The organism is Pseudarthrobacter sp. MDT1-22 (assembly GCF_054511035.1).
In genome coordinates, this window is record NZ_JBTNDK010000005.1 from 40,399 (window position 1) to 62,491 (window position 22,093).

Here is a 22,093-nt window from a genome sequence, read left to right on the forward strand (position 1 = left end):
TCAATTGCCTCAGCTCGCCCGACGATTATTTGCCCTTCCTCCGGATCTTGAAGGGGCTGCCCAAAGCTGGCTCGAACACGGTGAGCGGACCCCGCGTGCCGCCCGCTACGCATCGTCCGTTGTGCTGCTGCGGGACTCGCCCACCGGCCTGGAGACATGGCTGGGGTACCGGCCCGGCTCCTCGCCGCTGGGCGTCCTCGCTTTCCCCGGAGGTTCCCTGGAGGCGTCCGACAACGACGCCGTCGGCTGGCTGGGCCCCTCACCCCAGCATTGGGCCGAGCAGATGGGGACGGACGACGTCGGGCTGGCGCGGCGCCACGTGGTGGGCGCCATCCGCGAACTCTTTGAGGAAGCCGGCGTGCTCCTTGCCGGGCCGGACATGTCCACCACCGTGGAAAATACGTCAACGCAGGACTGGATGCGGGCCCGTGTGGCCGTTGCCGACCAGGAGAAGACCTTCACGGAGCTCCTCGCCAAGCGGGGACTCTCGCTGCGGACCGATCTGCTCAAGCCGCTCGTCAACTGGCGCAGCCCCGACTTCGCGCACCGCCGCTTCGACACCCGCTATTTCGCCGCCACCGTCCCCATGAACCAGCAGCCCAGCCTGCTGGAGAGCAAGGGCGTCTGGGGCCGCTGGGTGTGCGCCACCAAGGCCATCGCCGCGCGCAGCACCACTGCCCTGGGCGATGAAGTGGGCCAGGAGAACACCGTTGGCCTTACCCTCGGCCAGCTCCTGGTGCCGGGGTCGGAGATCATGCTGGAGAAGATGGCCGCAGCGAACGGCTGCATCGCCTACCTCAGCTACAAGCGCAAACCCCACGTGTACCAGGCACTGCTGGTCGAAGAAGAGGCCACGCTCATGCTCGAAGTCGAGGCCGCCAAAACCGTAGCCGGAGACCCCCAGCGCGAACGCTAGTCCGCGGACCGCCCGGTTAAGTCCGCCGGACAGCGGCCCTTCGCCGTCGCTTAGACACGACGCATAGGGAAACCTCCGGTCGCTGTGCGACCTCCGGTTCCCGATGCGCCGCGATGCGCTCCTACGCGAAAGACCGCCGCCCAACTCGAACGCTCTCTCACTTGATGCAGGTTTTTGGGCAACGCTCTCTCACTTTCCCTAAGAAAGTGAGAGAGCATTTGGGGAAAAGCCCCATAAAGTGAGAGAGCGTCGGCAGGGGGTACGCAAAAGGCCCCAAGGGTGGCATCCGGAAGCATGCGTCAAAGCGACGAAGGAGCAGCACGCGGAGGATGTCAGCCTTAGGGCCTCAATCGTGAAAGGACTAGCGGGAGCGCTGGCGGAGGCGCTGCATGTCGAGGATCACTACGGCACGGGCTTCGAGGCGGAGCCAGCCGCGCTGGACGAACTCTGCCAGGGCCTTGTTGACCGTCTCGCGTGAGGCGCCTACCAGCTGGGCCAGCTCTTCCTGGGTGAGCTCGTGGGCTACCAGGACGCCGTCAGTTGCCGGGCGGCCGAAGCGGTCGGCCAGGTCTAGCAGGGCCTTGGCCACGCGGCCGGGGACGTCGGAGAACACCAGGTCCGAGAGTGAATCGTTGGTGCGGCGCAGGCGACGGGCCAGGGCCTGCAGCAGCTGCGCCGAAACCTCGGGGCGCGTCCGCAGCAGGGCGTTGAGGCTTTCGTTCTTCAGGCCAGCAAGGCGGGTTTCGGAGACAGCCGTGGCCGTGGCCGTGCGGGGGCTGGGGTCAAAGAGTGCCATTTCGCCGAACAGTTCACCCGGGCCCAGTATGGCGAGCAGGGACTCCCTGCCATCGGGGGACGTGCGGCCCAGCTTCACCTTGCCGGAGACGATGAAGTAGAGCTGGTCGCCCTGGTCGCCCTCGCGGAATACCGATGCACCGCGGGAGAGGTCCACCTCGGTCAGCTCGTCCGTCAGCAGGCGGAATGCTTCGTCGTCGAGCGTGGCAAATAGGGGTGCTCGGCGCAGTACCTCGATGTCCATGAAATCTCCTGAATAAAAAGTGTCGGCTGTGGCGCTTTTGCCATTGTTTCAGAATTTTCAAGGTTCTGTGACGTACTTGGCAGCGGAAACGCCGCTGACACTGTGCAATGCGGGCCCGATCCGGTGCCCGGCCGCGCCCGGGGTGTGAGTTTGACGACTGAACGTGAGGCGAACCTGGCCCCAATAGGCGGGAGACTGGCGCCCACGGAATAATGTCAGCCTGCGCCACTAGAATTGGGTCTCAACCGTATTAGAGGAGCGCTCAGTGTTTGGCTTGACTGTTCTGGACCTGGCGCTGATCCTGGCCCTGCTGTCTTACCTGATCTATGGCCTGCGCAACGGCTTCCTGGTCACCCTCGGGGGTATCGCCGGCCTCGCCGCGGGCGCCGTGGCTGCCTTCTTTGCCGTTCCACTGGTCAGCAACTTCGTGGACGACTCCGGCTGGAGGCTGACCGCCATCGTGGCCGCCGCCGTCGTACTGATGGCTCTGGGCCATGGCCTAGGGACCATGATCGGGCGCAAAATCCGCGGCGCCGTGCGGATCAAGCCGCTGCGGGCTGTGGACCGGCTGGTGGGCGGGGCCGTCAACGTGGTGGTCTCGGCGCTGGTGATGTCCATGCTCGCTTTCAGCGTCAGCGCTCTCGGCGTTCCGTTTGTGTCCCAACAATTGGCCGAGTCCAAAGTCATCCGATACATCGATGGGCTGACGCCTGTCCCGGTGAAGACCACCATGGCGCAGCTGCGGTCCACGGTGATCGGCAACGGAATCCCCACGCTGCTTGAAGGCCTGGACCAGGGTCAGCAAGTGGCAGTGCCCAATGCAAGCACCGATACGCCAGCGCTGAACCGGGCCGCGCAGTCAGTCCTGAAAATTGCCGGAACCGCCTACCAATGCGGGCAGAACCAGACCGGCACTGGCTTTGTGGTTTCCCCTGGCCGGGTTGTGACCAATGCCCATGTTGTGGCGGGCGTGTCGCAGCCGGTGGTTGAAATTCCCGACGGCGGCGCGATGCCCGGGCGGGTGGTGTACTTCGACACCAGGCACGACCTCGCTGTTTTGGCCGTTGACGGGTTGCCTTCCGAACCACTCACGCTGACGTCCGACCTTCCGAACGGCAGCCCGGCAGCTTTCGCGGGGTACCCTCACGGCGGTCCGTTCCAGTCCAACCCCGCCACGGTCCAGGACATCACCTCGGTTCTGGTGCCCGACATCTACGGCGAAAACCCGGCCCCGGAAGAGATATACCGCCTGGCCGGCAACGTCCAGCCCGGGAACTCGGGCGGCCCGCTGCTGACCATGGAGGGCCTGGTGGCCGGCGTCATTTTCGCCAAGGCAACCTCGGACACCGAAATGGGTTTCGCGATCACCATGAATGACCTGTTCCCGGTCGCATCCCAGGCCGCAAGCCTCAGCGCTCCAGTCTCCTCCGGGCAGTGCATCCAGAAGTAGCCCGGGCGGCCTGAGCCACACGAGCCTGAGCCACACGAGCCTGAGCCGCACAGCGCCGGGCTACAGCGCTTCGGCCAGGTAGTCGATGGCCAGCTTGTAGCCGAACACTCCAGCTCCTACGATCACCGCGGCGCACACCGGGGACAAGAAGGAGTGGTGCCGGAATTCCTCGCGCTGGTGCACGTTGGTGATGTGGACCTCGACGGCGGGAAGCTGCACCGCCGCCAGAGCGTCACGCAGGGCCACGGAGGTGTGGGTGAAGGCGCCGGCGTTCAGCACAATCCCGACGGCGGTGCCGCGGGCTGCGTGGATGACGTCCAGGAGCACCCCCTCATGGTTGGACTGGACACACTCCACCGTGAAGCCGTGGGCCTGCGCCGCCGTAGCTGCCAGTTGCTCCACGTCCGCGAGAGTGGAAGTGCCGTACTTCTCCGGTTCACGGGTGCCCAGCAGGTTGAGGTTGGGGCCGTTGATCACGAGGATCGTGCCGCGCCCGGCAGCGGAGGCAGATGCGGAGTCAGGGGAGGAAACGTCAGTCATGGCTCCAATCTACCCGTCGGATTCTGCACCATCATTCGGCCCGGGACATTCCACGTGGCCGGATTTCCGGGGGGCCGTGGACTTCGAACGGTGAATGATGGTGCAGAATTCGTCGCAAAGGACCCTAGGCGACGACGTTGACGTTTCACGGACGACACTTACTTTTCGCACAGCTGGTGGGCTGGCCGCGCTGCCAAGAGGGCCATTCGCTGGCGGGCGCTACTTCCGGCTATCCGCTGTCGCCGCTCACCCGAGTCCGCGCTAAAGGGGGCGTGCTCTGCTGCCTTGATCCATCACGTATGTATGCTCGGCACATGAACATCTTCGAAGAAGCATCAGCATTAAAGGTTCTTGGAACACATGCGTGCTGGAGATCCCTTCGGTCCGCTTCAGTCGGCCGACTGGCGGTAATTGGCACCAACGGACCTGAAATCTTTCCCGTGAACTACCTGCCGGAGGATGGATCACTGTTTTTCCGAACAGGTCCGGGAACCAAACTGGACGCTTTGCTGGAAGGGGGAGCGGTCGCACTGGAGGCTGACGGCCTCAACCCCTACGGAACCATTGCGTGGAGCGTCGTGGTGAAAGGCCGTCCTGAAGCTGTCCCGGACAACGAACTTGATCAGGACAAGGTGGATCAGAGCCTGTCTCCCTGGGAGCCGGGGGCCAAGGATCAGCTGTTCCGCATTACGCCGACGGAAATTACTGGACGCCAGTTTGCCATCAACCCGTCCGCACGATGGTGGTCACCACGGGAGCCCTGAGGTTCCGGGGAGGGAATCGGGGCGAGCTCCGTGGGGCTGGCCTGCTGACTACAGGCTGAGCGCAGTTCATGGGGTCGGCCGCTGGTAGATGGATTGACCGGCATCAGTGCGCTGTGCTGGCGAGTAGTGAGTGGATTCCACTACGTGCCGCGCAGCGAAGCCAGTCAGGGCACCCACAGTGACCGCCATGAGTATGCCGGCCACTAAATATGACCCCACAGGGCAGGAAATGCTGTGTTCTCGTCAATGAACGGAGACGGCGCGAAAGTCCAGAGGATGCCAGCAGCCCAGGCACCAGCGTTGACAGGGATCCACCAGGAGGCCCGCCGTATTACCCGGCGTAAGACAAGCCACTGCAAGGTCGGAATCGAAGCCAGAAGCACCGCCGCCCCGACGACCATGAGGGCAACAGCGGACGGCGAAGCGAAATCGACACTGCCGATCGTACTCGGCAGCATACCGATGGACCACGCGACAGCGGCACCCCCACCAGTGGCGGTAATCCAGGCAGCACGAGGGATCCCAAAAGAGCCAAAGCCGATGGACTGCCCCAACCCAAGGAGGATACCTTCGCATGCTCCGGCGGCGATCATCAACGGATAGACGACGGAAGCGGGAGCGGCGGCTAATGTCAACGCTCCACCAACAGCGGCCGGGATAATGAATCCAACGGTCTCCCCGGCCGTAACCGCAAGCACCCACCGACGCATAAAAGTGCGTCTCATGTCTGTGGCCCTCTTGCCCATGTAGCCGATAGTACGCGCCATGCCACCTCAAAACGGCCTGGGTTCGTTTTGTAAGATTGGCGGGCCCCGAAAGAGGTATGGATGGCCCAACCGGCGCAACCTTGGAGACAACACAGTTGACCGACAAACCCCCGTAGGGACAAGGAAACCATCATGATTGAATCAAGCCCGCTATTTGGCCGAACGCAATGACGCACACCCCGACACGGAGAATATGACCATGACGAGCAGAAGTCCGTGACTTGGAGCGATCTGACAAGCGGGCAGCAGGCTGTGGTCCTGGCCTTGTCCTCAGTGCAGTTGTCGCTGGCCGCCACCGCTTGGACGGATCTGGCCACCCGCCCCGCCCCGCGGGTCAACGGCCGCAAGAGTGTGTGGGCGGCGGTCATTGCCCTGTACTTCTTGGGCCCCGTGCTGTACTTCACGCACGGAATCCGCGGCTGAACCCGGCTCCGACACCGGGACGGTGCAGTCAGCCTGCCGGCCTCGTCCTTGGCGCGGGTCAGCGGGGCAGGGACCCTAGAGTGCCGTGAACCTCAGGACGAGGGCGTGCTCGGGGTTGAGGATGGGCATCGGCAGGCCCACTTCGGCCAGGAAGCGGCCACCGGCCACCGCCCCGTCCGCCAGCCAGGCCGGCGGCTGGACCTGCGTGAATGTGTGGGCATAGTCGGCGTCTCCGGGCGCCGGGAAGATGGCTTCCACCCGGTAGTCCCGGTCCGGTTCGAGGCCGGGGATGGTGATCCGTCCGGTCTGTTCCGCGAACGCGGTGCCCGTGCTGACCAGGGCGAACAGCGCCGCCGTCGTGCCTGGGGGAACGGTGCCCTGCGAGGCACCACTGGGGGCAACTACGCCGTGCAGCATCAGGGAATCGTCGGGTACGTCCGCGCGGACCATGCGCCCGGAGTGGATCAGGCCGCGGTGTTCCTTGTAGAGGGCGATGAAGCGTTTGAGTTCCTCGCGCTCGGCGCCCTGGACCTCGCGGACGTCCCATTCCATGCCGAAGTGGCCGAACAGCGCTGTGATGGCGCGGAAGGACAGATCGTGCGTGCGGGCCGTGGTGTGCGAGGTGGTGGGGCCGACGTGCCCGCCCACGAGCTCCGGCGGGACCACCAGCCCGGTCCAGCGCTGGATGGTCTGCCGTTCCAGGGCGTCGTTGCAGTCCGAGGCCCAGATGCGGTCCGTGCGTTCCAGGATGCCCAGGTCCACACGGGCCCCGCCGGAGGAGCAGCTTTCAATCTCGACGCCGGGATGGGCCTTCTTGAGCTCGTCAAAGAGCCGGTAGGCGGCCAGGGTCTGTTCGTGGACCGAGGAGCGGCCGGCGTGGCCGTGCTCCAGCTGGTCCCTGTTCTGGTCCCACTTCAGGTAGCTGATGTTGTTCTCGCGCAACAGGGCGTCGACGCGGTCGAAAATGTACTGCCACGCGTCCGGGTTCACGAGGTCGATCACTTGCTGGTTCCGCCATTCAATCGGCAGGCGGCCGCCGTCCTTGTAGCTCTGGACCGAAGGACCAACGATCCACTCAGGGTGCGCGCGGACAATATCGGAGTCCAGGTTGACCATTTCCGGTTCCACCCAGAGCCCGAATTCCATCCCGCGCGAGGTCACGGCATCAATCAGAGGCGTGAGGCCATCGGGCCAGAGTGATCCGTCGACGTACCAGTCGCCCAGGCCGGCGTGGTCGTCGCGGCGGCCGCGGAACCAGCCGTCGTCGAGCACAAATCGCTCCACGCCCAGTTCGGCGGCGGAGTCCGCCAGCTCGATCAGCGTTGAGAGGTTGTGGTCGAAGTAGACCGCTTCCCAGGTGTTGAGCACCACGGGACGGGGCTTGCCCGGGTGGGTTGCCGTGCTGGCCGCGGGGAGAACGTGGTGCGGGCGGGACCGGAACCAGCTGTAGAACGCCTCGCTGATGCCATCCAGGCCGCGGTCCGAGTACGCGGCGAACAGTGCCGGCGTGGTGTAGCTGGCGCCGGGTGCAAGGATGACCTCGGCCGGGCCCAGGAGCTCGGAGCCGCCGATCATGGTGCGGCCGTCGCCGATGCTGTCCGCGAACTGCTCGTGGTTGCCGCTCCAGGCCAGGTGGGTGGCCCAGACCTTGCCGTGGCGGTTGCCGAACCCGGCGGTGCCTGCGGCGAAGAGCAGCGAGGAGTCGTGCCCGGTGCGGCCGTGCCGGCCGGCGCGGACCCACGTGCCCTGCTGGATGGGGCGGCGCTGCGGGTGGCGTTCCCGGCACCAGCGCCCGGTCAGGTCAAGGAGTTCGACGGCGTCCGGCGCCACCGGGAGGACGGTGGCCAGCTCGTCGACCTGGTAGGGCGTGGCGCCGTCGTTGGTGAGGGTGTGGCGCAGCTCCAGCAGGCCGCCGTCGTGCAGTGTCAGGGCGGACGAGACGGTGAGTCCGGCGTAGGAATCGGTCTGGACGATAATGGCGGAGTTGTCCTCGGCGCTCGCGGTCACGGCGCGGAGGCGGGCCGAGAAGTCGAGGCCAGAGACGCCGTCGGCGAGGCGGTGGCCGCGGAGGGCGGGACGGCCGCGCCAGCTGGAGGATGCCTGCGGCAGGAGGCCGGCGGGCACGGTGGCGTCGATGGCGGAGTGGGGGATCGGTTCGCCGAGGATGGCGAGGTCCGGCAGGGTGCTGCCAAGATCCGCGCCCCAGTGGATGACCTCGGCCTCCCCGCTGTCAAAGCTCATCACCAGGCTGGTGCTGGCGGAACGGAGGTGGAGGGGGTCCATAGAATGCTGTCCTTTACGGGGTGTGGGAGAAAGTATAGAGGCCGCGCGCCGCGGGGAATACAACGCCCGCGGCGCGCAGCCGGTAAAGCTCGCGGCCTACTTGAAGAGGGCGTTGACCTGTTCGTTGGCCTGGGTCAGCGAGCTGGCCGGGGCCTTGCCGGACACTACTGCGTCCATGGCGGGCTCCATGATGCCCTTGACCTTGGCGGTGTTGTCCGTGATCGGGTACAGGAACGTGCTCTTGTTCTTGACGTGCTCGGTGAACGCGGAGACGTCCACGTTCTTGGCGGCGAAGGCCGCGGCAGCCTTGTCGGAGGAAGCCTTGAGCGCGGGGAAGACGACGGCCTTGGACGCTACGACGTCCTGGCAGTCAGCGGAGGCGAGGTACTCAACCCACTTGATCGAGGCGTCCTTCTTCTTGGTTCCGGCCCAGATCGAGTCGGCCAGGCCGTTGAACATGGAGGCACGCTTGCCTTCGGGGCCCACCGGGGTGGGGGCGATGCCCACATCGATGCCCTGGTAGCCGGTGTACTGGCCGGTCATCCACGAACCGTGGGCATTGATGGCGGACTTACCGGCCGCGAACGTGTCGGCCATGCTGGCGCCGACGGTGGTCTCCAGCTTGGGCATGTAGCCCTTTTCCACGAGTCCGGCGAACCAGTCCATGCTTTCCTGGAACTTGGGGTCGTCGTAGTTGTAGTGCGTGCCCCACGGGTTCTTGTCCGTGTGGGACCAGCCGGTGGTGTTGGTGAGGTAGCTCCACTCCGTCTGCCCGGAGGAGTCGCCGCCGCCGTTGAGGCCAAGGCCATACACGGCGACGTTGTTCTTGTCGAAGCCGGCCTCGTCGCCGCGCTTGCCGTTCTTGTCAACGCTCAGGTGGGCGATGACCTGTTCGTACGTGCCGCCGTCCTGCGGGTTCCAGGTGAGGTTCTTCATCTGCTCTTCGGTGACGCCGCCGCTGGCGAGCATGGCCTCGTTGTAGAACAGGCCGATGGTGTCCCAGTCCTTCGGCAGGCCGTAGCGCTTGCCGTCCTGGCCAACCCAGAGGTCGGCGAGGCCCTCGTTGTACTGGGACAGGTCGATGTTGTCCTTCTTGACGGCGTCGTCGATGGCCAGCAACTGCTTGTTCTCTGCCAGCTCGCCGTAGCGTCCGAGGTGGTTGGTGAAAACGTCGGGGGCAGTGCCGCCGACAAAGCCGTTGGTCAGCGTGCTCCAGTAGTCGTCCCACCCGCGCTGGGTGATCTTGACCGAGATGTCCGGGTTGGCCTTCGTGAAGTCGTCGGCGCACTGCTGGTAGGCGGGCAGCTGGTTGGCGTCCCACAGCCAGTAGTTGATCTCGCCCTTGCTTGATTCTGCCGAGGAGGATGAGCCTCCGCCGCAGGCGGACAGGGACAGTGCCATAACTGCGGCGACGGCGACGGCGCCGAGGGATTTCTTCATGGTTCTACTTTCCGTTTGGGAGTTGGGGAGTGGGGTTTTTGGAAGTGGTTACTTGATGCCGGAGAAGCCGATGGAGTTGACGATCTTCTTGCCGAAGGCGGCGAAGAGGATCAGGACGGGCAGGGCCGAAACCAGGGTGGCGGCCATCAGGCCTGACCAGTCCGGGGAACCCTGCGGTGCCTGTGATTTGAAGACCCCGAGGCCCACCTGCAGGACGCGCACGTCATCCTGGGATCCGACGAGGAGCGGCCAGAAGTATTCATTCCACTGGCCGATGAAGGTGAGCAGGGCAAGGGTGGCGATTGGTGCTGCGGCGTTGGGAAGCACAATCTGGAAGAAGATGCGGAGGTGCTTGGCGCCGTCGAGCATGGCTGCCTCTTCGACCTCGCGGGACATGTTCAGGAAGAACTGGCGGAGGAAGAAGATGGCGAACGGAGTCATAAAGACGTAGGGCAGGACCATGCCGAGCATTGTGTTGAGCAGGTCCAGGTTCTTGATCAGCAGGAAGTTGGGCAGGGCGGTGAAGATCGGCGGGACCAGCATGGTGCCCAGGAATAGGCTGAACACCGCGTTCCGGCCCCTCCAGCGCAGCCGGGCAAAGGCGTAGGCGGCCATGGCGCTGAAGAATACGGCCCCGGCGGTGGTGATGGACGAGAAGATGATGGAGTTCTTCAGGTACAGCCAGAAATCGATGGTGGCACCGGAACCGCCCTCGGCGATGGCGTCCGCGGGGCTCTGCAGCCCGAACACCCGCATAAAGGCGCCGAACGTGAAATCGGCGGGAAGCAGGCTGGCTGAGTTGGCGGCCAGTGCCGAATTGGTGGACAGTGCCGTCCGCAGCACCCAGAGGAACGGGAGGACGGAGACTGCGATGGCCAGGACCAGGAGGGCCCAGGCGCCTGCGCGGCGGGGGTTGAACGGACGACGGCGGCGGGCCGGGGCATGCAGCGGTGCGCGGCTGGTGGTGGATGTCATGGGGGACTCCTTAGTCCAGGTCCGACTCGTTGCCCTTGAGGAACTTCATCTGGATGAAGGCCACCAGGGCGAGGATGAGGAAGAGAATGACGGCGATGGCGGATCCGTAACCGAAGTCCGACTCGGTGAAGGCCCGCTGGTAGATGTAGTACTGGATCACGCGGGTGGCGTTCACCGGTCCGCCCTGGGTAGTGACGGCCACGGTGTCGAAGACCTGGAAGGAGCCGATCACGGTCACCACGAGGACCAGCGCCAGGACCGGGCGGAGCAGCGGAATGGTGATCTTGCGGAAGGTCTGGAACGCTGAGGCGCCGTCGAGTTTTGCGACCTCATAGATGTTGCCGGGGATGGCCTGCAGGCCGGCAAAGATGAGCAGCGCGGTGTAGCCCATGTGCCGCCAGGTGTTGATGACTGCCTGGGTGGGGATGGCCCACTCTTCGCTGCCGAAGAACGCGACGCGGGGGAGGCCGGCCCATTCGATGAACTGGTTGACCACGCCGATCTGATAATCGAGCATCCAGAACCAGAGCAGCGCCGCGATGACGTTGGACATCAGGTAGGGCAGGAGCAGAGCGCCGCGGATGAGCGTGGACTTGGCGACCTGGTGCATCAGTAGGGCCAGTCCCAGTGCCAGCGCTGTCTGGAGGACGATGTTGATGAGGACGTACTGGCCGGTGACGGCCAGGGAATTCCAGAACAGCGGGTCCTTGGCGATCGCCGTGTAGTTGTCCATCCCCACCCATGTTGGGTCTCCGAGGATGTTGTACTCCGTGAAGCTCAAGTACACGCCGCGGATGGTTGGGACAACGTAGAAGAAGATGAACCCGATCATTGCCGGGGCGATGAAGAACAGGGCGATCTTGAGGTCGCCGATCCGGCGGTAACCGCCGCGCGGCTTGGGTGCTCCGGTCTGGGGCGGGGCGGATCTCGCGTTTTTGGCAAGGGTGGTCATCGTCGACCCTTTCCTGACTGTGATGTGGATAACAACTGCTGAGGAATCTACACGAGTAGATCAAGAGTGGCAAGTGTTAGTTTTTCTTTTATTTCTAGAGGGATTATCCAGTCGATAGGGCATTGACTCGAGTAGATTCGAATGAAACACTGAAATCCTGATGGACAGCGCTTGCCGGCGCTCCGTTACAGCATCCAGGGAAGGCAAACAATGACGTTTTCAATCGGCGTAGTAGGAGTTGGCCAGTTCGGCGGCCAGTTCGCGCACCTCTTCAATCTCCACCCCGGCGTCAGCGACGTCTATGTGGTGGACGAGCTTCCGGAACGCGCGGCCGAGGCCGTGGACCGGTACCGCCTGGCGGGGTCCGAGGCGAGCTTTGAGGACCTCCTCGCCTCGGACGTCGACGCCGTGGCCATCTTCACGCAGCGCTGGACGCACGGTCCGCTGGTGGAGCAGGCGCTCCGCGCCGGTAAGCACGTCTATTCAGCCGTCCCCATGGCCATCTCCGAGGAAGAAATCGCCCGGATCATCGACGCCGTCCGTGAAACCGGGCTGGTCTACATGATGGGGGAGACCAGTTACTACAACCCGGCCACGGTCTACGCACGCAAGCAGCATGCGGCCGGCTGCTTCGGGCGGATCTTCTACACCGAAGGAGACTACGTCCACGACATGGACCTGGGCTTTTACGATGCCTACCAGTACAGCGGCGGTGATCGCTGGAAGGAAACCGCCAGCTACCCGCCGATGCTGTACCCGACGCACGCGGTCGGGGGAGTCCTCGGCGCCGTCCCCGCCCACGCCGTCAGCGTCAGCTGCGTCGGAGTCAAGGATGACCGCAACGACGGCGTCTTCGACAAGGAAGTCAGCATGTTCGGCAACGACTTCTCGAACGCCACGGCCCTCTTCGAACTCAACGACGGCGGCGTTATGCGCACCAATGAGATGCGCCGCGTGGGCTACCCATCACACATCAGGGAGTCCCGGTTCAGGTTCTTCGGGACGGAGGCCAGCTTTGAACAGCTTGCAAAAGTCACGGTCTGGCAGGACAAGGAAAACGTCCAAGACATTTCCGAGCAGTTCGAAACCCGGCCCAGTATGTCCCTCGATGACCCGTCGCTGGCCAACGTTGCGCCGGAACTGAGGGACGCCTTCGTGTCCGGACTCTCGCCGGTCCATGACGCTGATCGGCTTCCGGAGGAGTTCCGTGGCGCACCGAACGGCCACGAGGGAAGCCACCATTTCCTCGTGGATGACTTCGTGACCGCGGTCAACACCGGCACCCTGCCGCCGGTCAACGCCTGGGTTGCCGCCCGATTCACGCTGCCCGGCATCGTGGCGCACCAGTCCGCCCTCCGCGGCGGAGAGCGGCTTCCCATCCGTGACTTCGGCGACGCGCCGGGGATCTGATAGCTAGCATGTACACCATGACGACTCCCGCATTGCAGGCCCCACGCGGCCCGGTGACCCGCAAGGATGTTGCCCGGTACGCGGGCGTCAGCACCGCCGTCGTCAGCTATGTAGTTAACGGCGGGCCCAAGAGAGTGGCGCCGGCCACGGAAGCGAAGGTCCAGGACGCCATCCGCCGGCTGGGGTACCGTCCGAACGCTGCCGCGCGGGCCCTGAAACTGGGATCCAGCGAAACAATAGGGCTGGTTATTCCGGACAACAGCAACCCTTTCTTCTCGCTGCTGGCACACGCTGTGGAAGATGCTGCCGCTGAACTGGGCTACGCCCTGCTGCTTACCAACTCGGATGGAAACCTCGCGAAGGAACTCCGGCATGTCCGCAACCTTGCGGCACGCCAGGTGGACGGCGTCATTCTGTCCAGTGTCTTGATGGAACCGGGCCTGACGGACCTTGAATCGGCGGAGATACCTGTTGTTCTCCTGAACCACAGTGCCGATGCGCCCGGATTTAACAGCGTGGGCGTGGATCTGGTGGCGGGCGCAAAATCAGCCGTTGAACACTTGATCGGCCACGGACACACCAGTATCGCCCTCGCCATGGGTACAAACACCGGCAACTATTATGATGGCCGTGAAGAGGGCTGGCTGCAGGCTCTGGCGGGGGCAGGCCTGCCTGAAGGCCCCATTGTCCGTACCGCCTTCACCCGTGAAGGCGGCTACGCCGCAGGGAAACGCCTCCTGGCCTCCGCGAGCCGCCCGACGGCCATTTTTGCCACCTCTGACCTGCAGGCTGTCGGTATCCTCCGGGCACTCCATGAGGCGGGACTGTCGATCCCCAATGACATCGCCCTGGCGTCCTTCGACGGCTCAGCTGAAGCTGAGTACAGCTGGCCTCCCCTTACAACAGTGAAACAGCCGGCAAAGGCAATGGCGGAGGCCGCTGTCAGCGCCCTAATAGGCGCCCATCGCGGCCACGAATCGGAACATCTCATCTTTCCTGCCGAGTTGCAGATCCGGCAGTCCTGCGGCTGCCCCTAGGCTGCAGCGAGCCGAAGCCTGCCAACTTTCTCCCGCAGGACACGTTGCGCCTCGGAACCCAGCCCGGCGTCGCTGATGACCTCATCGGCCGCATCCAAGGGGGCGATGGTGCTGATGCCTAGCAGCCCCCACTTGGTGTGGTCGGCAAGGACCACGGTTTTCCGGGCGGCGGCGACGAACGCCCGATCCGTCTCGGCCTCCAGGAGGTTAGGTGTGGTGAAGCCGGCGTCGGCGTCCATGCCGTGCACGCCCAGGAACAGCACGTCCAGGTGCAGCTGTTTGAGCGCTGCAGTCGCGATGGGACCCACCAAAGCGTCCGACGGCGTCCGCTCGCCGCCGATCAGGATCACGGTTGATGCGAACCGGGCTGAGCCGCCGGACGCGGCGTGGTGGAAGAGATCAGCGATGCGCACGGAATTGGTGACCACCGTGATCCGAGGACCGTTCACGAGTTCCTTGGCAAGCGCCCACGTTGTGGTCCCGGCGCTGAGTCCGACGGCCATGCCCTCATGCACCAGACCCGCAGCCTCCAACGCGATAGCCCGTTTCTCCGCGGTCAACTGAGTGGACTTGAGCTCGAAGCCCGGCTCATGCGTACTGACATCGCCGGGGAGCTTGGCGCCGCCGTGGATACGCTCCAGTTTGCCACCCTCCTCCAGCAGCTCGATATCCCGGCGGACAGTCATCAGCGAAACGCCCAGTTGCTGGGCGAGGTCCGAGACGCGGACAACCCGTTCGCGCTGGACGGCGTCCACGATTGCCTGGTGGCGTGCTGCGGGGAGCATGTAATTCCTTTCGGGCTGAGGCGGGTGTGATATCCCCGTCACGTTCCATGATGGTCTAACCCTTGCTTGAACCAAGAGTCAGCCCCGCAACAAACTGCCGCTGCAGGAGCACATATATCACCAGCGTGGGAATGACAGTGATGACTGCGCCGGCGGCCAGGAGGTTGTAGTTGCTCAGGAATTCGCCCTGCAGGTTGTTGATGGCCGTGGTGATCGGAAGCCGGTTGCCGCTCTGGATGAAGATGAGGGGCCAGAAGTAGTCGTTGTAGATGAAGATGACCTGGAGCGTGCCGAGGGCGGCGAACGCCGGCCGGCAGAGCGGCATGATGATCTCCCGGTACTGCCGCCAGATGCCGGCCCCGTCCACCAGTGCGGCCTCCGTCAGGTCTGCGGAGAGCGCCTTCATGTAGTTGGACAGCACGAAGGTGCAGAAACCCATCTGGAAGGCGGTATTGACCGCGATCACAACGATGTAGGTGTTCAGCATGTTTCCGGAATCGCTGAATGAGTACGGCACTTCGAAGTGCTTTGCCATCTCGAACAGCGGAGCGGCGAGGACCTGCGGGGGAAGCAGGTTGCCGGCGGTGAACATGATGAGCAGCGTGATGTTGAACTTCCAGTTCACCCGGCTGACGGCGAAGGCCATGAGGGAGGCAAGGAACAGGGTCAGCAGCACGGCCGGGACGGTGATGATGACCGAGTTCCAGAAGTACGTGGAAAACCCGCCCTGGGTCCAGGCCTGGGAGAAGTTGTCGAAGTTGAAGTCGCCGGCGAAGCTGAAATAGCCGTACTGGTTTGTCGAGTCCACCGGACGGAGCGCGGTGAAAAGAGACCAACCCAGCGGGATCAGCCACATCACCGCCATAACGGCCAGGAAGATGTGGGTCCCGTAGTGGCGCTTCGGCCGGCTGCCGGAGCGGGGCGCAGCTGCGGCAGGAGTACGGCCGGTGCGGGCTGTGGCGGTGCTCATGCTTTGTTCTCCTTGCCGAATGTGCGGCTGAGGTAGAAGACGATGGGAACAAGGGAGATGACCAGCAGCACCACTGCCAGTGCCGAGCCGACGCCGATCACCTGACCTTCGCCCACGAGGTTCTGGATCACCAGGGCGCTGAGCATTTCCAGGCCGTTGGTTCCGCGGTTGATGACGTAAACCACGTCAAAGGCGCGCAGCGATTCGATGATGGTGATTACCACGATGACGATATTGATGGGGCGCATGGCCGGGAACACCACGCGGAAGAAGGTCTGCACGGCGTTGGCTCCGTCGATGGCGGCGGCTTCCTTCAGGGTCGGATCCACGCCCTTCAGCCCGGCCAGGTACAGGAGCATCACGTAGCCGGCATGCCGCCAGGTCGCTGCAACCAGGGCGGCCCAGATGTTCACGGAGGAGTCCCCGAACCAGTCAACGGCCTGCGGTGTCCCTGCTGTGCCCAGGAGGAAGTTCAGGAGGCCGTTGTCGCGCTGGTAAAAGAGCTGCCAGATGATGCCGATCAGGGCCAGCGACAGCATCACGGGTGCGAAGAAAATGCTCTGGTAAATCCTGCTGCCGCGGATGTTCTGGTCCAGAAGTACGGCAAGCAACAGCCCCAGCGGCGTGGCAGTCAGTGCCAGGAACAGGAGCCACAGCATGTTGTGCTGCACTGCTGGCCAGAACGGCGGGTAGTCCTGGGAGATGAACTGGTAGTTGTCCGTACCCGCCGGACGGATGTTGCCCAGGTCCAGGCCGTTCCACCGCGTGAAGCTGAGCCCCACGGACATCAGCGTCGGCAGCCACACGAGGGTCAGTTCGATCAGGGTGGGGATGCCCACCATCAGCGACAGGACGAGCTTGTCCCGTCCGGACAGGCGGCGGACCCGCCCCCCTTTTGCCCGGCGGATACGGCCGTTGCCGGGTTCCCGCGCCTCCGGCGGTATCAGTTCTTGTGCGGTGCTGCTCATGGAAGTCTTCCTCTTTGGGTGGGGACGCAGGAAGGGAACGACGGCGGGAGCCTGCGCCGCCGTCGTCGTTCCCTTCCTGGCTGGTCGCCTTGGAAACGGCGCTGACAGGGCTGGAAGTGCGGCCCTGGACTTACTGCGCGGCGTAGAGCGTTTTGGCCTGGGCCTCGAGGTTTTTGACGTCTATTTTGCCGTCCTTGATGAAGCTCTGCAGGGCCGGGATCATCACGTTGTTGGCCATGGCGGGCAGGGCGTCCCGGTCGAAGAACTGGCTGATGTACTTCGCGTCCGCGATGGTGTCCGCACACTTCTTGTTGAGCGGGCTGAACTTGGACGTGTCCGTGCCCTTGGCGGTGGCGATGTTGGACGCATCCACGGCGGCGTAGGCGTCCTGGGCCTCGGCGGTGCCGAGGAACGCCATGAAGTCGCGGGCCGCCTTGTTGTCCCCGCCCTTTTTGGACAGCAGGAGGCCGTCAATGGGGGCTTCGACGGCGTCGCGGCCTTCCATGGCGATTTCCGGAAAGGCGAAGAAATCGATGTCCGCCAGCACCGCCGGGTCGGTGAATTGCTGGGTGACGAAGGAACCCAGCAGGTACATGCCGGTCTTCTTGGCTTCCAGCGCTTTGGCGGCGTCCTGCCAGGTCTGGCCGAGGGCTGCCGGATCCTGGAAGGGAAGGAGCGCCGCCCAGGTGTCGAAGACCGCGCTGACCTTTTGCTGGTCCCAGGATTCCTGGTGCGCGCACAGGTCCACATGGAACTGGTAGCCGTTGAGCCGCATGTTCATGTAGTCGAACGTGCCCATGGCCGGCCAGCCGTCCTTGTCGGCGAAGCCGATGGGAATGATGCCATCTGCCTTCATCTTCGTGGCGAGGGCCTTGAGGGCGTCAAAGGTCTCCGGCACCTGGTACCCCTTTTCGGCCCAGAGGCTCTTCCGGTAGAAGAACCCCCACGGGTAGTTGTAGTTGGGTACGAAGTACATCTTGCCGTCCGGTCCGGTGGAGGCTTTCTTCAGCGCATCGGAGTAGTTGCCGCCGATGGTCTCCCAGACGTCATCGATGGGCGCAAGGAGCCCTTTGCCTGCGTAGTACTGCATGCGGTATCCGGCGAACCATGTGAACGTATCGTCCGGGGAGCCCTGCAGGTAGGAGTTGATCTTGTTCTGGAAATCATTGTGGGGCACCACGTTCGTGGTGACCTTCTTGCCGGTCTTGGCCGTGAAGGCGTCGGTGACGGCCTGGTACGCCCGCTTGGGGACGTCATCGGAGGACCCGGAACCGAAGGTAAGGCCGGAGGAGCCGGAACCCGTGGCGGATGGCGCACTTCCGCCCGTGCAGGCTGCGAGCAGTGGAATGCCGGCCAGGCCTGCTGCGCCTATGCCAACGGTCTTGAGGATGCTTCGCCTGCTGGGAAAAGCAGTTGCAGACGCATCAAACTGTGAAGCCATGTTCTCTCCCTTGAAAAATAGCCGCATGTGAGACACCTCACATTGCATCTGACTATAAACGTTCAAAACAGAACATGGAAGAACGGGAAATAACATTCTTGGGGTTGATTTTTTTGAATCGTCCCAAACAGCGAGCGGCCCAGATTTTCCCGTGGGACGGGAGAATCGGGGCCACTCGATGGCGTCGGACTGGGTGGTGAGGCGGCTGTTACTTTCTGAGCGACTGCGCGATCTGCTGCATCACTGTGGTGTCGGCCAGGGTGGTGGCGTCGCCGGATTCGCGGCCTTCGGCGATGTCCTTGAGCAGGCGGCGGACGATCTTGCCGGAGCGGGTTTTGGGCAGTTCCGGGACCACGAGGATGGTTTTGGGCTTGGCGATGGGCCCGATTTCCTTGCCTACGTGGTTGCGGAGTTCCTGGATGGTGGCCTCGCCCTTGTCCACGGCGTCCCCGCGCAGGATCACGAACGCGACGACGGCCTGGCCGGTGGTTTCGTCGGCGGCGCCCACGACGGCGGCTTCGGCCACGGAGGGGTGGCTGACCAGGGCGGATTCGATCTCGGTGGTGGAGAGCCGGTGCCCGGAGATGTTCATAACGTCATCCACGCGGCCCAGGAGCCAGATGTCGCCGTCCTCGTCCTTCTTGGCGCCGTCGCCAGCGAAGTACATGCCTTCGAAGCGGGACCAGTAGGTCTCCTTGAACCGCTCGGGGTCGCCCCAGATGCCGCGGAGCATGGCGGGCCAGGGCTCCCGGATCACCAGGAAGCCGCCGTGGCCGTCCGGCACGGATTCGCCCTGCTCATCAACGACGTCCACCGCGATGCCGGGCAGCGGGGTCTGGGCCGAGCCGGGCTTCGTGGCGGTGACGCCGGGCAGCGGTGCGATCATCTGGGCGCCGGTTTCGGTCTGCCACCACGTGTCCACGATCGGTGCCTTGTTGCCGCCGATGACGTCCCGGTACCACATCCAGGCTTCCGGGTTGATGGATTCGCCCACGGAACCGAGGATCCGGAGGGAGGTCATATCGTACTTGTCCGGGATGTCCCGTCCCCACTTCATGAAGGTCCGGATGGCCGTGGGGGCGGTGTACAGGATGGAGACCTTGTACTTCTCGATGATCTCCCACCAGCGGCCCTGGTGCGGGGAATCCGGGGTGCCTTCGTACATCACCTGTGTGGCGCCGTTGATGAGCGGGGCGTAGGCGACGTACGTGTGGCCGGTGACCCAGCCGACGTCGGCCGTGCACCAGAAGACATCCGTTTCGGGGTGGAGGTCGAACACGGCCTTGTGGGTGTAGGCGCCCTGGGTGAGGTAGCCGCCGGTGGTGTGCAGGATGCCCTTGGGCTTGCCCGTGGTGCCGGACGTGTACAGGATGAACAGCGGGTGTTCGGAGTCGTGTCCCACCGCTTTGTGCTCGGCGGAGGCCAGCTCCACGGTGTCCGCCCACCAGTGGTCCCGGCCTTCGTGCCAGTCCACGTTCTGGCCGTTGCGCTTGACCACCACAACGTTCTGGACCGTGTGCCCGTCGACGGAGAGGGCGTCGTCCACGGCGGTCTTCAGCGCGCTGGGCTTGCCGCGGCGATAGGTGCCGTCCGCGGTGACGACGAGCTTGGCTTCGGCGTCCTCGATCCGGGAGCGCAGGGCGTCGGCGGAGAAGCCGCCGAACACTACGGAGTGCACGGCACCGATGCGGGCGCAGGCCAGCAGCGTGATGATGGCCTCCGGGATCATGGGCAGGTAGACGGCCACCCGGTCACCTTTGCCAACGCCGAGGGACTCGAAGGCATTGGCGGCCTTCTTGACCTCTTCAGTGAGCTGGGCGTAGGTGTACGTGCGGGTGTCGCCGGGTTCGCCCTCGAAGTAGATGGCCACACGGCCGCCGAGGCCGTTCTCCACGTGGCGGTCCAGCGCGTTGTACGCGGCGTTGACCTCGCCGCCCACGAACCATTTGGCGAACGGCGGGTTGGACCAGTCCAGCGCCTGGTCGAAGTCTTTGCTCCAGGTGAGCAGTTCGCGGGCCTTCTTCGCCCAGAAAGCCGGGCGGCCGGCGTCGGCCTCTGCATAATCAGCGGCGGTGACAACGGCGTCGGCAGCGAATTCGGGGCTGGGGGCGAAAGTACGGTTTTCGTGCAGCAGGTTTTCAAAGGCGTCGCCCTGCTGGTCGGTCTGCACGGAAGCTGCGGGAGCGGTGGCCGTGGAGCCGGGAGTGTCCTGAGACATGGTGAACCTCATCATTCATCGGTCTTTTTAGCGGCTGCCGTCGCCCGGCCGTGCTCCGCCGCTTTGCGCGGCAGGGTAGCGGCCGATCACGGACATTCCGCAAAGAGCTGTTCCGGAATCAAGCCTAATACGCGCCGGGGCCGCGATGTGTTCGCTGTCACAAAGGCCCCCACGAACGGCATTTATTTAGCGGTGAATGGTTAAAGGACCCTGCCCACTGGCGTCCCGCCGCTGCGGATCAGCTAGTGATCGGCCATGCGGTTGACTAGGCTGAGATTGAATTGTGACTTTCTACGGAGCTGTCGGATCCGGTGTATCGCTGCCGGGCCTGGCCGTTTCCGCCGTTTCGGACGGCACAGTTTTGGGACGGAACCGTCCCGGTGCCGCCACGCTAAGGAGTACAGAATGAACCAGCAAAGCTTCGGCCGGAAGTTTGGTCGCACAACCGAGGCAGGGCCTGGCAGCACCCCGGGAGGCGGCTCAGCGAAGGGCGTGCAGAAGCCGGCCGGCGCCAAGCCGGGCACCACCAACCAGGCCGTGCTGGGTCCGTTCACGCTGCGGGACCTGACGGTTTTCGCCGCCACCCTCATTCTGCTGGTCGCCTCGCTGCTGCCCATCTTCTTCGGCCGGTTTAATCTCTGGAATGCAGGCAGCCTGTTCTTCCTGGGTCTCGGCATTGTGCTGCCGCTGATTGTCACGGCACTCTTTGCTGCCCGCCGGCTCGCTCCCGCCACGAGGGTCCGCATCGGTTCGCTGTCCGTTGACCAGTTTGGGTCTGTGGTGGCTTCCTTTGCACTGGCGTTCTTCTTCGTTTCCACGGCCGCGGCCTTTGTGCCCAGCCTGTTGGTGGGCCTGGTGGGTTCCGTCGTGCTGTTCGCGGGCACCGTGCTGAGCCGCTTCATTCCGTACTTCGCCGGCGACTTCCTGGGGCGCGACGAAACCCCGGCCCACGTGATGGCGCGCGACTCGGCTGTCCCGCTGCCCAAGCCGCACACGCCCAAGGAACCCAAGGCTGCGACCACGCCCGTTCCGGAGGCTTCCGCGCCTGTTGCCGCATCTTCAGCGGCGGCAACTTCTGCGCGTGCCGCCACCCCCACCGCTTCAGCCGGGGCCTTTTCCGCCGCGCCCACCTCACCGGCTGCGTCAGCAGCCGTCTCTTCCGCCCCGGAGGTCACCGAGTGGTCCGCTGCCGGTGACGCGAGCCCCGCAACCCAGGCGGCCGACGTCGTGCCTTCCCCTCCAGCGACGGGCACCTCCACGGCGCCCGCCGTTGCGGAGACGTCTGCGGGTGACATCCCGACGGCGGCTGCGGCTGCCCCTGCGCCGACCCCTACGGCGTCCGCCGCCGCTGCCCCTGAGGCAGCAACCCACGACGCCGGCACAGGCGTCGCTGCCTCGGCTCGCCAGTCTGCCGCGGAACCTGCAGCGACGGCCGTGCATCAGCAGGTGCGCCGCGTGGAGCCCATCGGCGCCACCGTGGATCCGGCATCCAGGCCGGAAGAATCGTACGAAGAGCCTGCGCATGAGGCGTTCTGGTTTGCCGTGGCACAGCACCGGACCGCGGTGGACCCCCAGACCGGCGCCCCCGCCTTTGTGATTGAACCGGGCGGCTGGGTGCTGGCCCTGGAAGACCGGGGCCACGAATTCCTGGTCCAGCACACCGACGGACGGGTGGGCGTGCTGCGCGACCTCAGCAACATCGAGCGCGGCTAACC

General features: G+C 64.5%; 18 protein-coding genes. 7 read left to right on the forward strand and 11 right to left on the reverse strand.

Annotated features, from left to right (window positions below):
* Nucleotides 1–4 precede the first annotated feature (4 nt).
* Nucleotides 5–916, forward strand: coding sequence for an NUDIX hydrolase (locus tag ACX80M_RS05835; protein ID WP_252614110.1), 912 nt, complete (start codon nt 5–7; stop codon nt 914–916).
* A gap of 361 nt (nt 917–1,277) precedes the next feature.
* Here the strand turns inward: ACX80M_RS05835 and ACX80M_RS05840 are convergent, their stop codons facing one another.
* Complete coding sequence (locus ACX80M_RS05840) at nt 1,278–1,955, reverse strand: Crp/Fnr family transcriptional regulator (protein WP_011693220.1); 678 nt, start codon at nt 1,953–1,955, stop codon at nt 1,278–1,280.
* A gap of 265 nt (nt 1,956–2,220) precedes the next feature.
* On the opposite strand from ACX80M_RS05840, the gene ACX80M_RS05845 reads away from it, so the two are divergent.
* Nucleotides 2,221–3,405: a MarP family serine protease gene (locus ACX80M_RS05845; RefSeq protein WP_252614109.1), complete on the forward strand. Its 1,185-nt coding sequence runs from the start codon at nt 2,221–2,223 to the stop codon at nt 3,403–3,405.
* A gap of 60 nt (nt 3,406–3,465) precedes the next feature.
* Here ACX80M_RS05845 and aroQ read toward each other — a convergent pair whose 3' ends face one another.
* Complete coding sequence (aroQ, locus tag ACX80M_RS05850) at nt 3,466–3,945, reverse strand: type II 3-dehydroquinate dehydratase (RefSeq protein WP_141141598.1); 480 nt, start codon at nt 3,943–3,945, stop codon at nt 3,466–3,468.
* 314 nt (nt 3,946–4,259) lie between these two features.
* Here aroQ and ACX80M_RS05855 point away from each other — a divergent pair, with 314 nt between their 5' ends.
* Together ACX80M_RS05855 and ACX80M_RS05860 are read left to right on the forward strand one after the other, a co-directional pair.
* Nucleotides 4,260–4,709: a pyridoxamine 5'-phosphate oxidase family protein gene (locus tag ACX80M_RS05855; RefSeq protein WP_252600320.1), complete on the forward strand. Its 450-nt coding sequence runs from the start codon at nt 4,260–4,262 to the stop codon at nt 4,707–4,709.
* Nucleotides 4,710–5,692: 983 nt separating this feature from the next.
* Nucleotides 5,693–5,899, forward strand: a complete 207-nt coding sequence (locus ACX80M_RS05860; protein WP_459309234.1) for a hypothetical protein — start codon at nt 5,693–5,695, stop codon at nt 5,897–5,899.
* Between the two features lie 75 nt (nt 5,900–5,974).
* On the opposite strand, the gene ACX80M_RS05865 is transcribed toward ACX80M_RS05860, so the two are convergent.
* The 4 genes from ACX80M_RS05865 to ACX80M_RS05880 all read right to left on the reverse strand — a co-directional run bounded on the left by ACX80M_RS05865 (nt 5,975) and on the right by ACX80M_RS05880 (nt 11,549).
* Nucleotides 5,975–8,182 (reverse strand): alpha-galactosidase, encoded by a 2,208-nt coding sequence (locus ACX80M_RS05865; RefSeq protein WP_459309235.1) that lies wholly within the window; start codon nt 8,180–8,182, stop codon nt 5,975–5,977.
* 96 nt (nt 8,183–8,278) lie between these two features.
* On the reverse strand, nt 8,279–9,622 hold the full coding sequence (locus ACX80M_RS05870; RefSeq protein WP_252600324.1) for an ABC transporter substrate-binding protein: 1,344 nt from the start codon (nt 9,620–9,622) through the stop codon (nt 8,279–8,281).
* Between the two features lie 48 nt (nt 9,623–9,670).
* The gene (locus tag ACX80M_RS05875) at nt 9,671–10,597 is read right to left on the reverse strand and encodes a carbohydrate ABC transporter permease (RefSeq protein WP_252600326.1); all 927 of its coding nucleotides are present in this window, start codon (nt 10,595–10,597) and stop codon (nt 9,671–9,673) included.
* A 10-nt stretch (nt 10,598–10,607) separates the two neighbouring features.
* Entirely contained in the window at nt 10,608–11,549 is a 942-nt protein-coding gene (locus tag ACX80M_RS05880; RefSeq protein ID WP_459309236.1) for a carbohydrate ABC transporter permease, read from the reverse strand.
* A gap of 210 nt (nt 11,550–11,759) precedes the next feature.
* On the opposite strand from ACX80M_RS05880, the gene ACX80M_RS05885 reads away from it, so the two are divergent.
* Together ACX80M_RS05885 and ACX80M_RS05890 are read left to right on the forward strand one after the other, a co-directional pair.
* The gene (locus ACX80M_RS05885; protein ID WP_252600329.1) at nt 11,760–12,959 is read left to right on the forward strand and encodes a Gfo/Idh/MocA family protein; all 1,200 of its coding nucleotides are present in this window, start codon (nt 11,760–11,762) and stop codon (nt 12,957–12,959) included.
* Between the two features lie 17 nt (nt 12,960–12,976).
* Nucleotides 12,977–13,996: a LacI family DNA-binding transcriptional regulator gene (locus tag ACX80M_RS05890; protein ID WP_252600331.1), complete on the forward strand. Its 1,020-nt coding sequence runs from the start codon at nt 12,977–12,979 to the stop codon at nt 13,994–13,996.
* Here the strand turns inward: ACX80M_RS05890 and ACX80M_RS05895 are convergent.
* The 5 genes from ACX80M_RS05895 to acs all read right to left on the reverse strand — a co-directional run bounded on the left by ACX80M_RS05895 (nt 13,993) and on the right by acs (nt 20,378).
* A complete protein-coding gene (locus ACX80M_RS05895) occupies nt 13,993–14,781 on the reverse strand; it encodes a DeoR/GlpR family DNA-binding transcription regulator (protein ID WP_252600333.1) in 789 nt (262 codons plus the stop codon). The two genes, ACX80M_RS05890 and ACX80M_RS05895, sit on opposite strands and share 4 nt — an antisense overlap.
* A 55-nt stretch (nt 14,782–14,836) precedes the next feature.
* On the reverse strand, nt 14,837–15,751 hold the full coding sequence (locus ACX80M_RS05900) for a carbohydrate ABC transporter permease (RefSeq protein WP_459309237.1): 915 nt from the start codon (nt 15,749–15,751) through the stop codon (nt 14,837–14,839).
* Nucleotides 15,748–16,719 carry a carbohydrate ABC transporter permease gene (locus ACX80M_RS05905; protein WP_459309238.1) on the reverse strand — a complete coding sequence of 324 codons (972 nt, stop codon included), beginning with the start codon at nt 16,717–16,719 and terminating at the stop codon, nt 15,748–15,750. The genes ACX80M_RS05900 and ACX80M_RS05905 overlap by 4 nt, the downstream gene beginning before the upstream one ends.
* 130 nt (nt 16,720–16,849) lie before the next feature.
* Entirely contained in the window at nt 16,850–18,160 is a 1,311-nt protein-coding gene (locus ACX80M_RS05910; RefSeq protein WP_252609793.1) for an ABC transporter substrate-binding protein, read from the reverse strand.
* A gap of 208 nt (nt 18,161–18,368) precedes the next feature.
* Nucleotides 18,369–20,378 carry an acetate--CoA ligase gene (gene acs / locus ACX80M_RS05915; protein WP_459309239.1) on the reverse strand — a complete coding sequence of 670 codons (2,010 nt, stop codon included), beginning with the start codon at nt 20,376–20,378 and terminating at the stop codon, nt 18,369–18,371.
* A 405-nt stretch (nt 20,379–20,783) separates the two neighbouring features.
* Between acs and ACX80M_RS05920 the strand changes: the two genes are divergently transcribed.
* Nucleotides 20,784–22,091, forward strand: coding sequence for a hypothetical protein (locus ACX80M_RS05920; protein ID WP_252609797.1), 1,308 nt, complete (start codon nt 20,784–20,786; stop codon nt 22,089–22,091).
* Nucleotides 22,092–22,093 lie beyond the last annotated feature (2 nt).

Excerpts from the sequence above, each read along its gene's own strand:
- ACX80M_RS05840 (WP_011693220.1), bottom strand. The coding sequence starts at position 1,955 with ATGGACATCGAGGTACTGCGCCGAGCACCCCTATTTGCCACGCTCGAC.
- aroQ (WP_141141598.1), bottom strand. The coding sequence starts at position 3,945 with ATGACTGACGTTTCCTCCCCTGACTCCGCATCTGCCTCCGCTGCCGGG.
- ACX80M_RS05855 (WP_252600320.1), top strand. The coding sequence starts at position 4,260 with ATGAACATCTTCGAAGAAGCATCAGCATTAAAGGTTCTTGGAACACAT.
- ACX80M_RS05865 (WP_459309235.1), bottom strand. The coding sequence starts at position 8,182 with ATGGACCCCCTCCACCTCCGTTCCGCCAGCACCAGCCTGGTGATGAGC.
- ACX80M_RS05870 (WP_252600324.1), bottom strand. The coding sequence starts at position 9,622 with ATGAAGAAATCCCTCGGCGCCGTCGCCGTCGCCGCAGTTATGGCACTG.
- ACX80M_RS05875 (WP_252600326.1), bottom strand. The coding sequence starts at position 10,597 with ATGACATCCACCACCAGCCGCGCACCGCTGCATGCCCCGGCCCGCCGC.
- ACX80M_RS05880 (WP_459309236.1), bottom strand. The coding sequence starts at position 11,549 with ATGACCACCCTTGCCAAAAACGCGAGATCCGCCCCGCCCCAGACCGGA.
- ACX80M_RS05885 (WP_252600329.1), top strand. The coding sequence starts at position 11,760 with ATGACGTTTTCAATCGGCGTAGTAGGAGTTGGCCAGTTCGGCGGCCAG.
- ACX80M_RS05890 (WP_252600331.1), top strand. The coding sequence starts at position 12,977 with ATGACGACTCCCGCATTGCAGGCCCCACGCGGCCCGGTGACCCGCAAG.
- ACX80M_RS05895 (WP_252600333.1), bottom strand. The coding sequence starts at position 14,781 with ATGCTCCCCGCAGCACGCCACCAGGCAATCGTGGACGCCGTCCAGCGC.
- ACX80M_RS05900 (WP_459309237.1), bottom strand. The coding sequence starts at position 15,751 with ATGAGCACCGCCACAGCCCGCACCGGCCGTACTCCTGCCGCAGCTGCG.
- ACX80M_RS05905 (WP_459309238.1), bottom strand. The coding sequence starts at position 16,719 with ATGAGCAGCACCGCACAAGAACTGATACCGCCGGAGGCGCGGGAACCC.
- ACX80M_RS05910 (WP_252609793.1), bottom strand. The coding sequence starts at position 18,160 with ATGGCTTCACAGTTTGATGCGTCTGCAACTGCTTTTCCCAGCAGGCGA.
- acs (WP_459309239.1), bottom strand. The coding sequence starts at position 20,378 with ATGTCTCAGGACACTCCCGGCTCCACGGCCACCGCTCCCGCAGCTTCC.
- ACX80M_RS05920 (WP_252609797.1), top strand. The coding sequence starts at position 20,784 with ATGAACCAGCAAAGCTTCGGCCGGAAGTTTGGTCGCACAACCGAGGCA.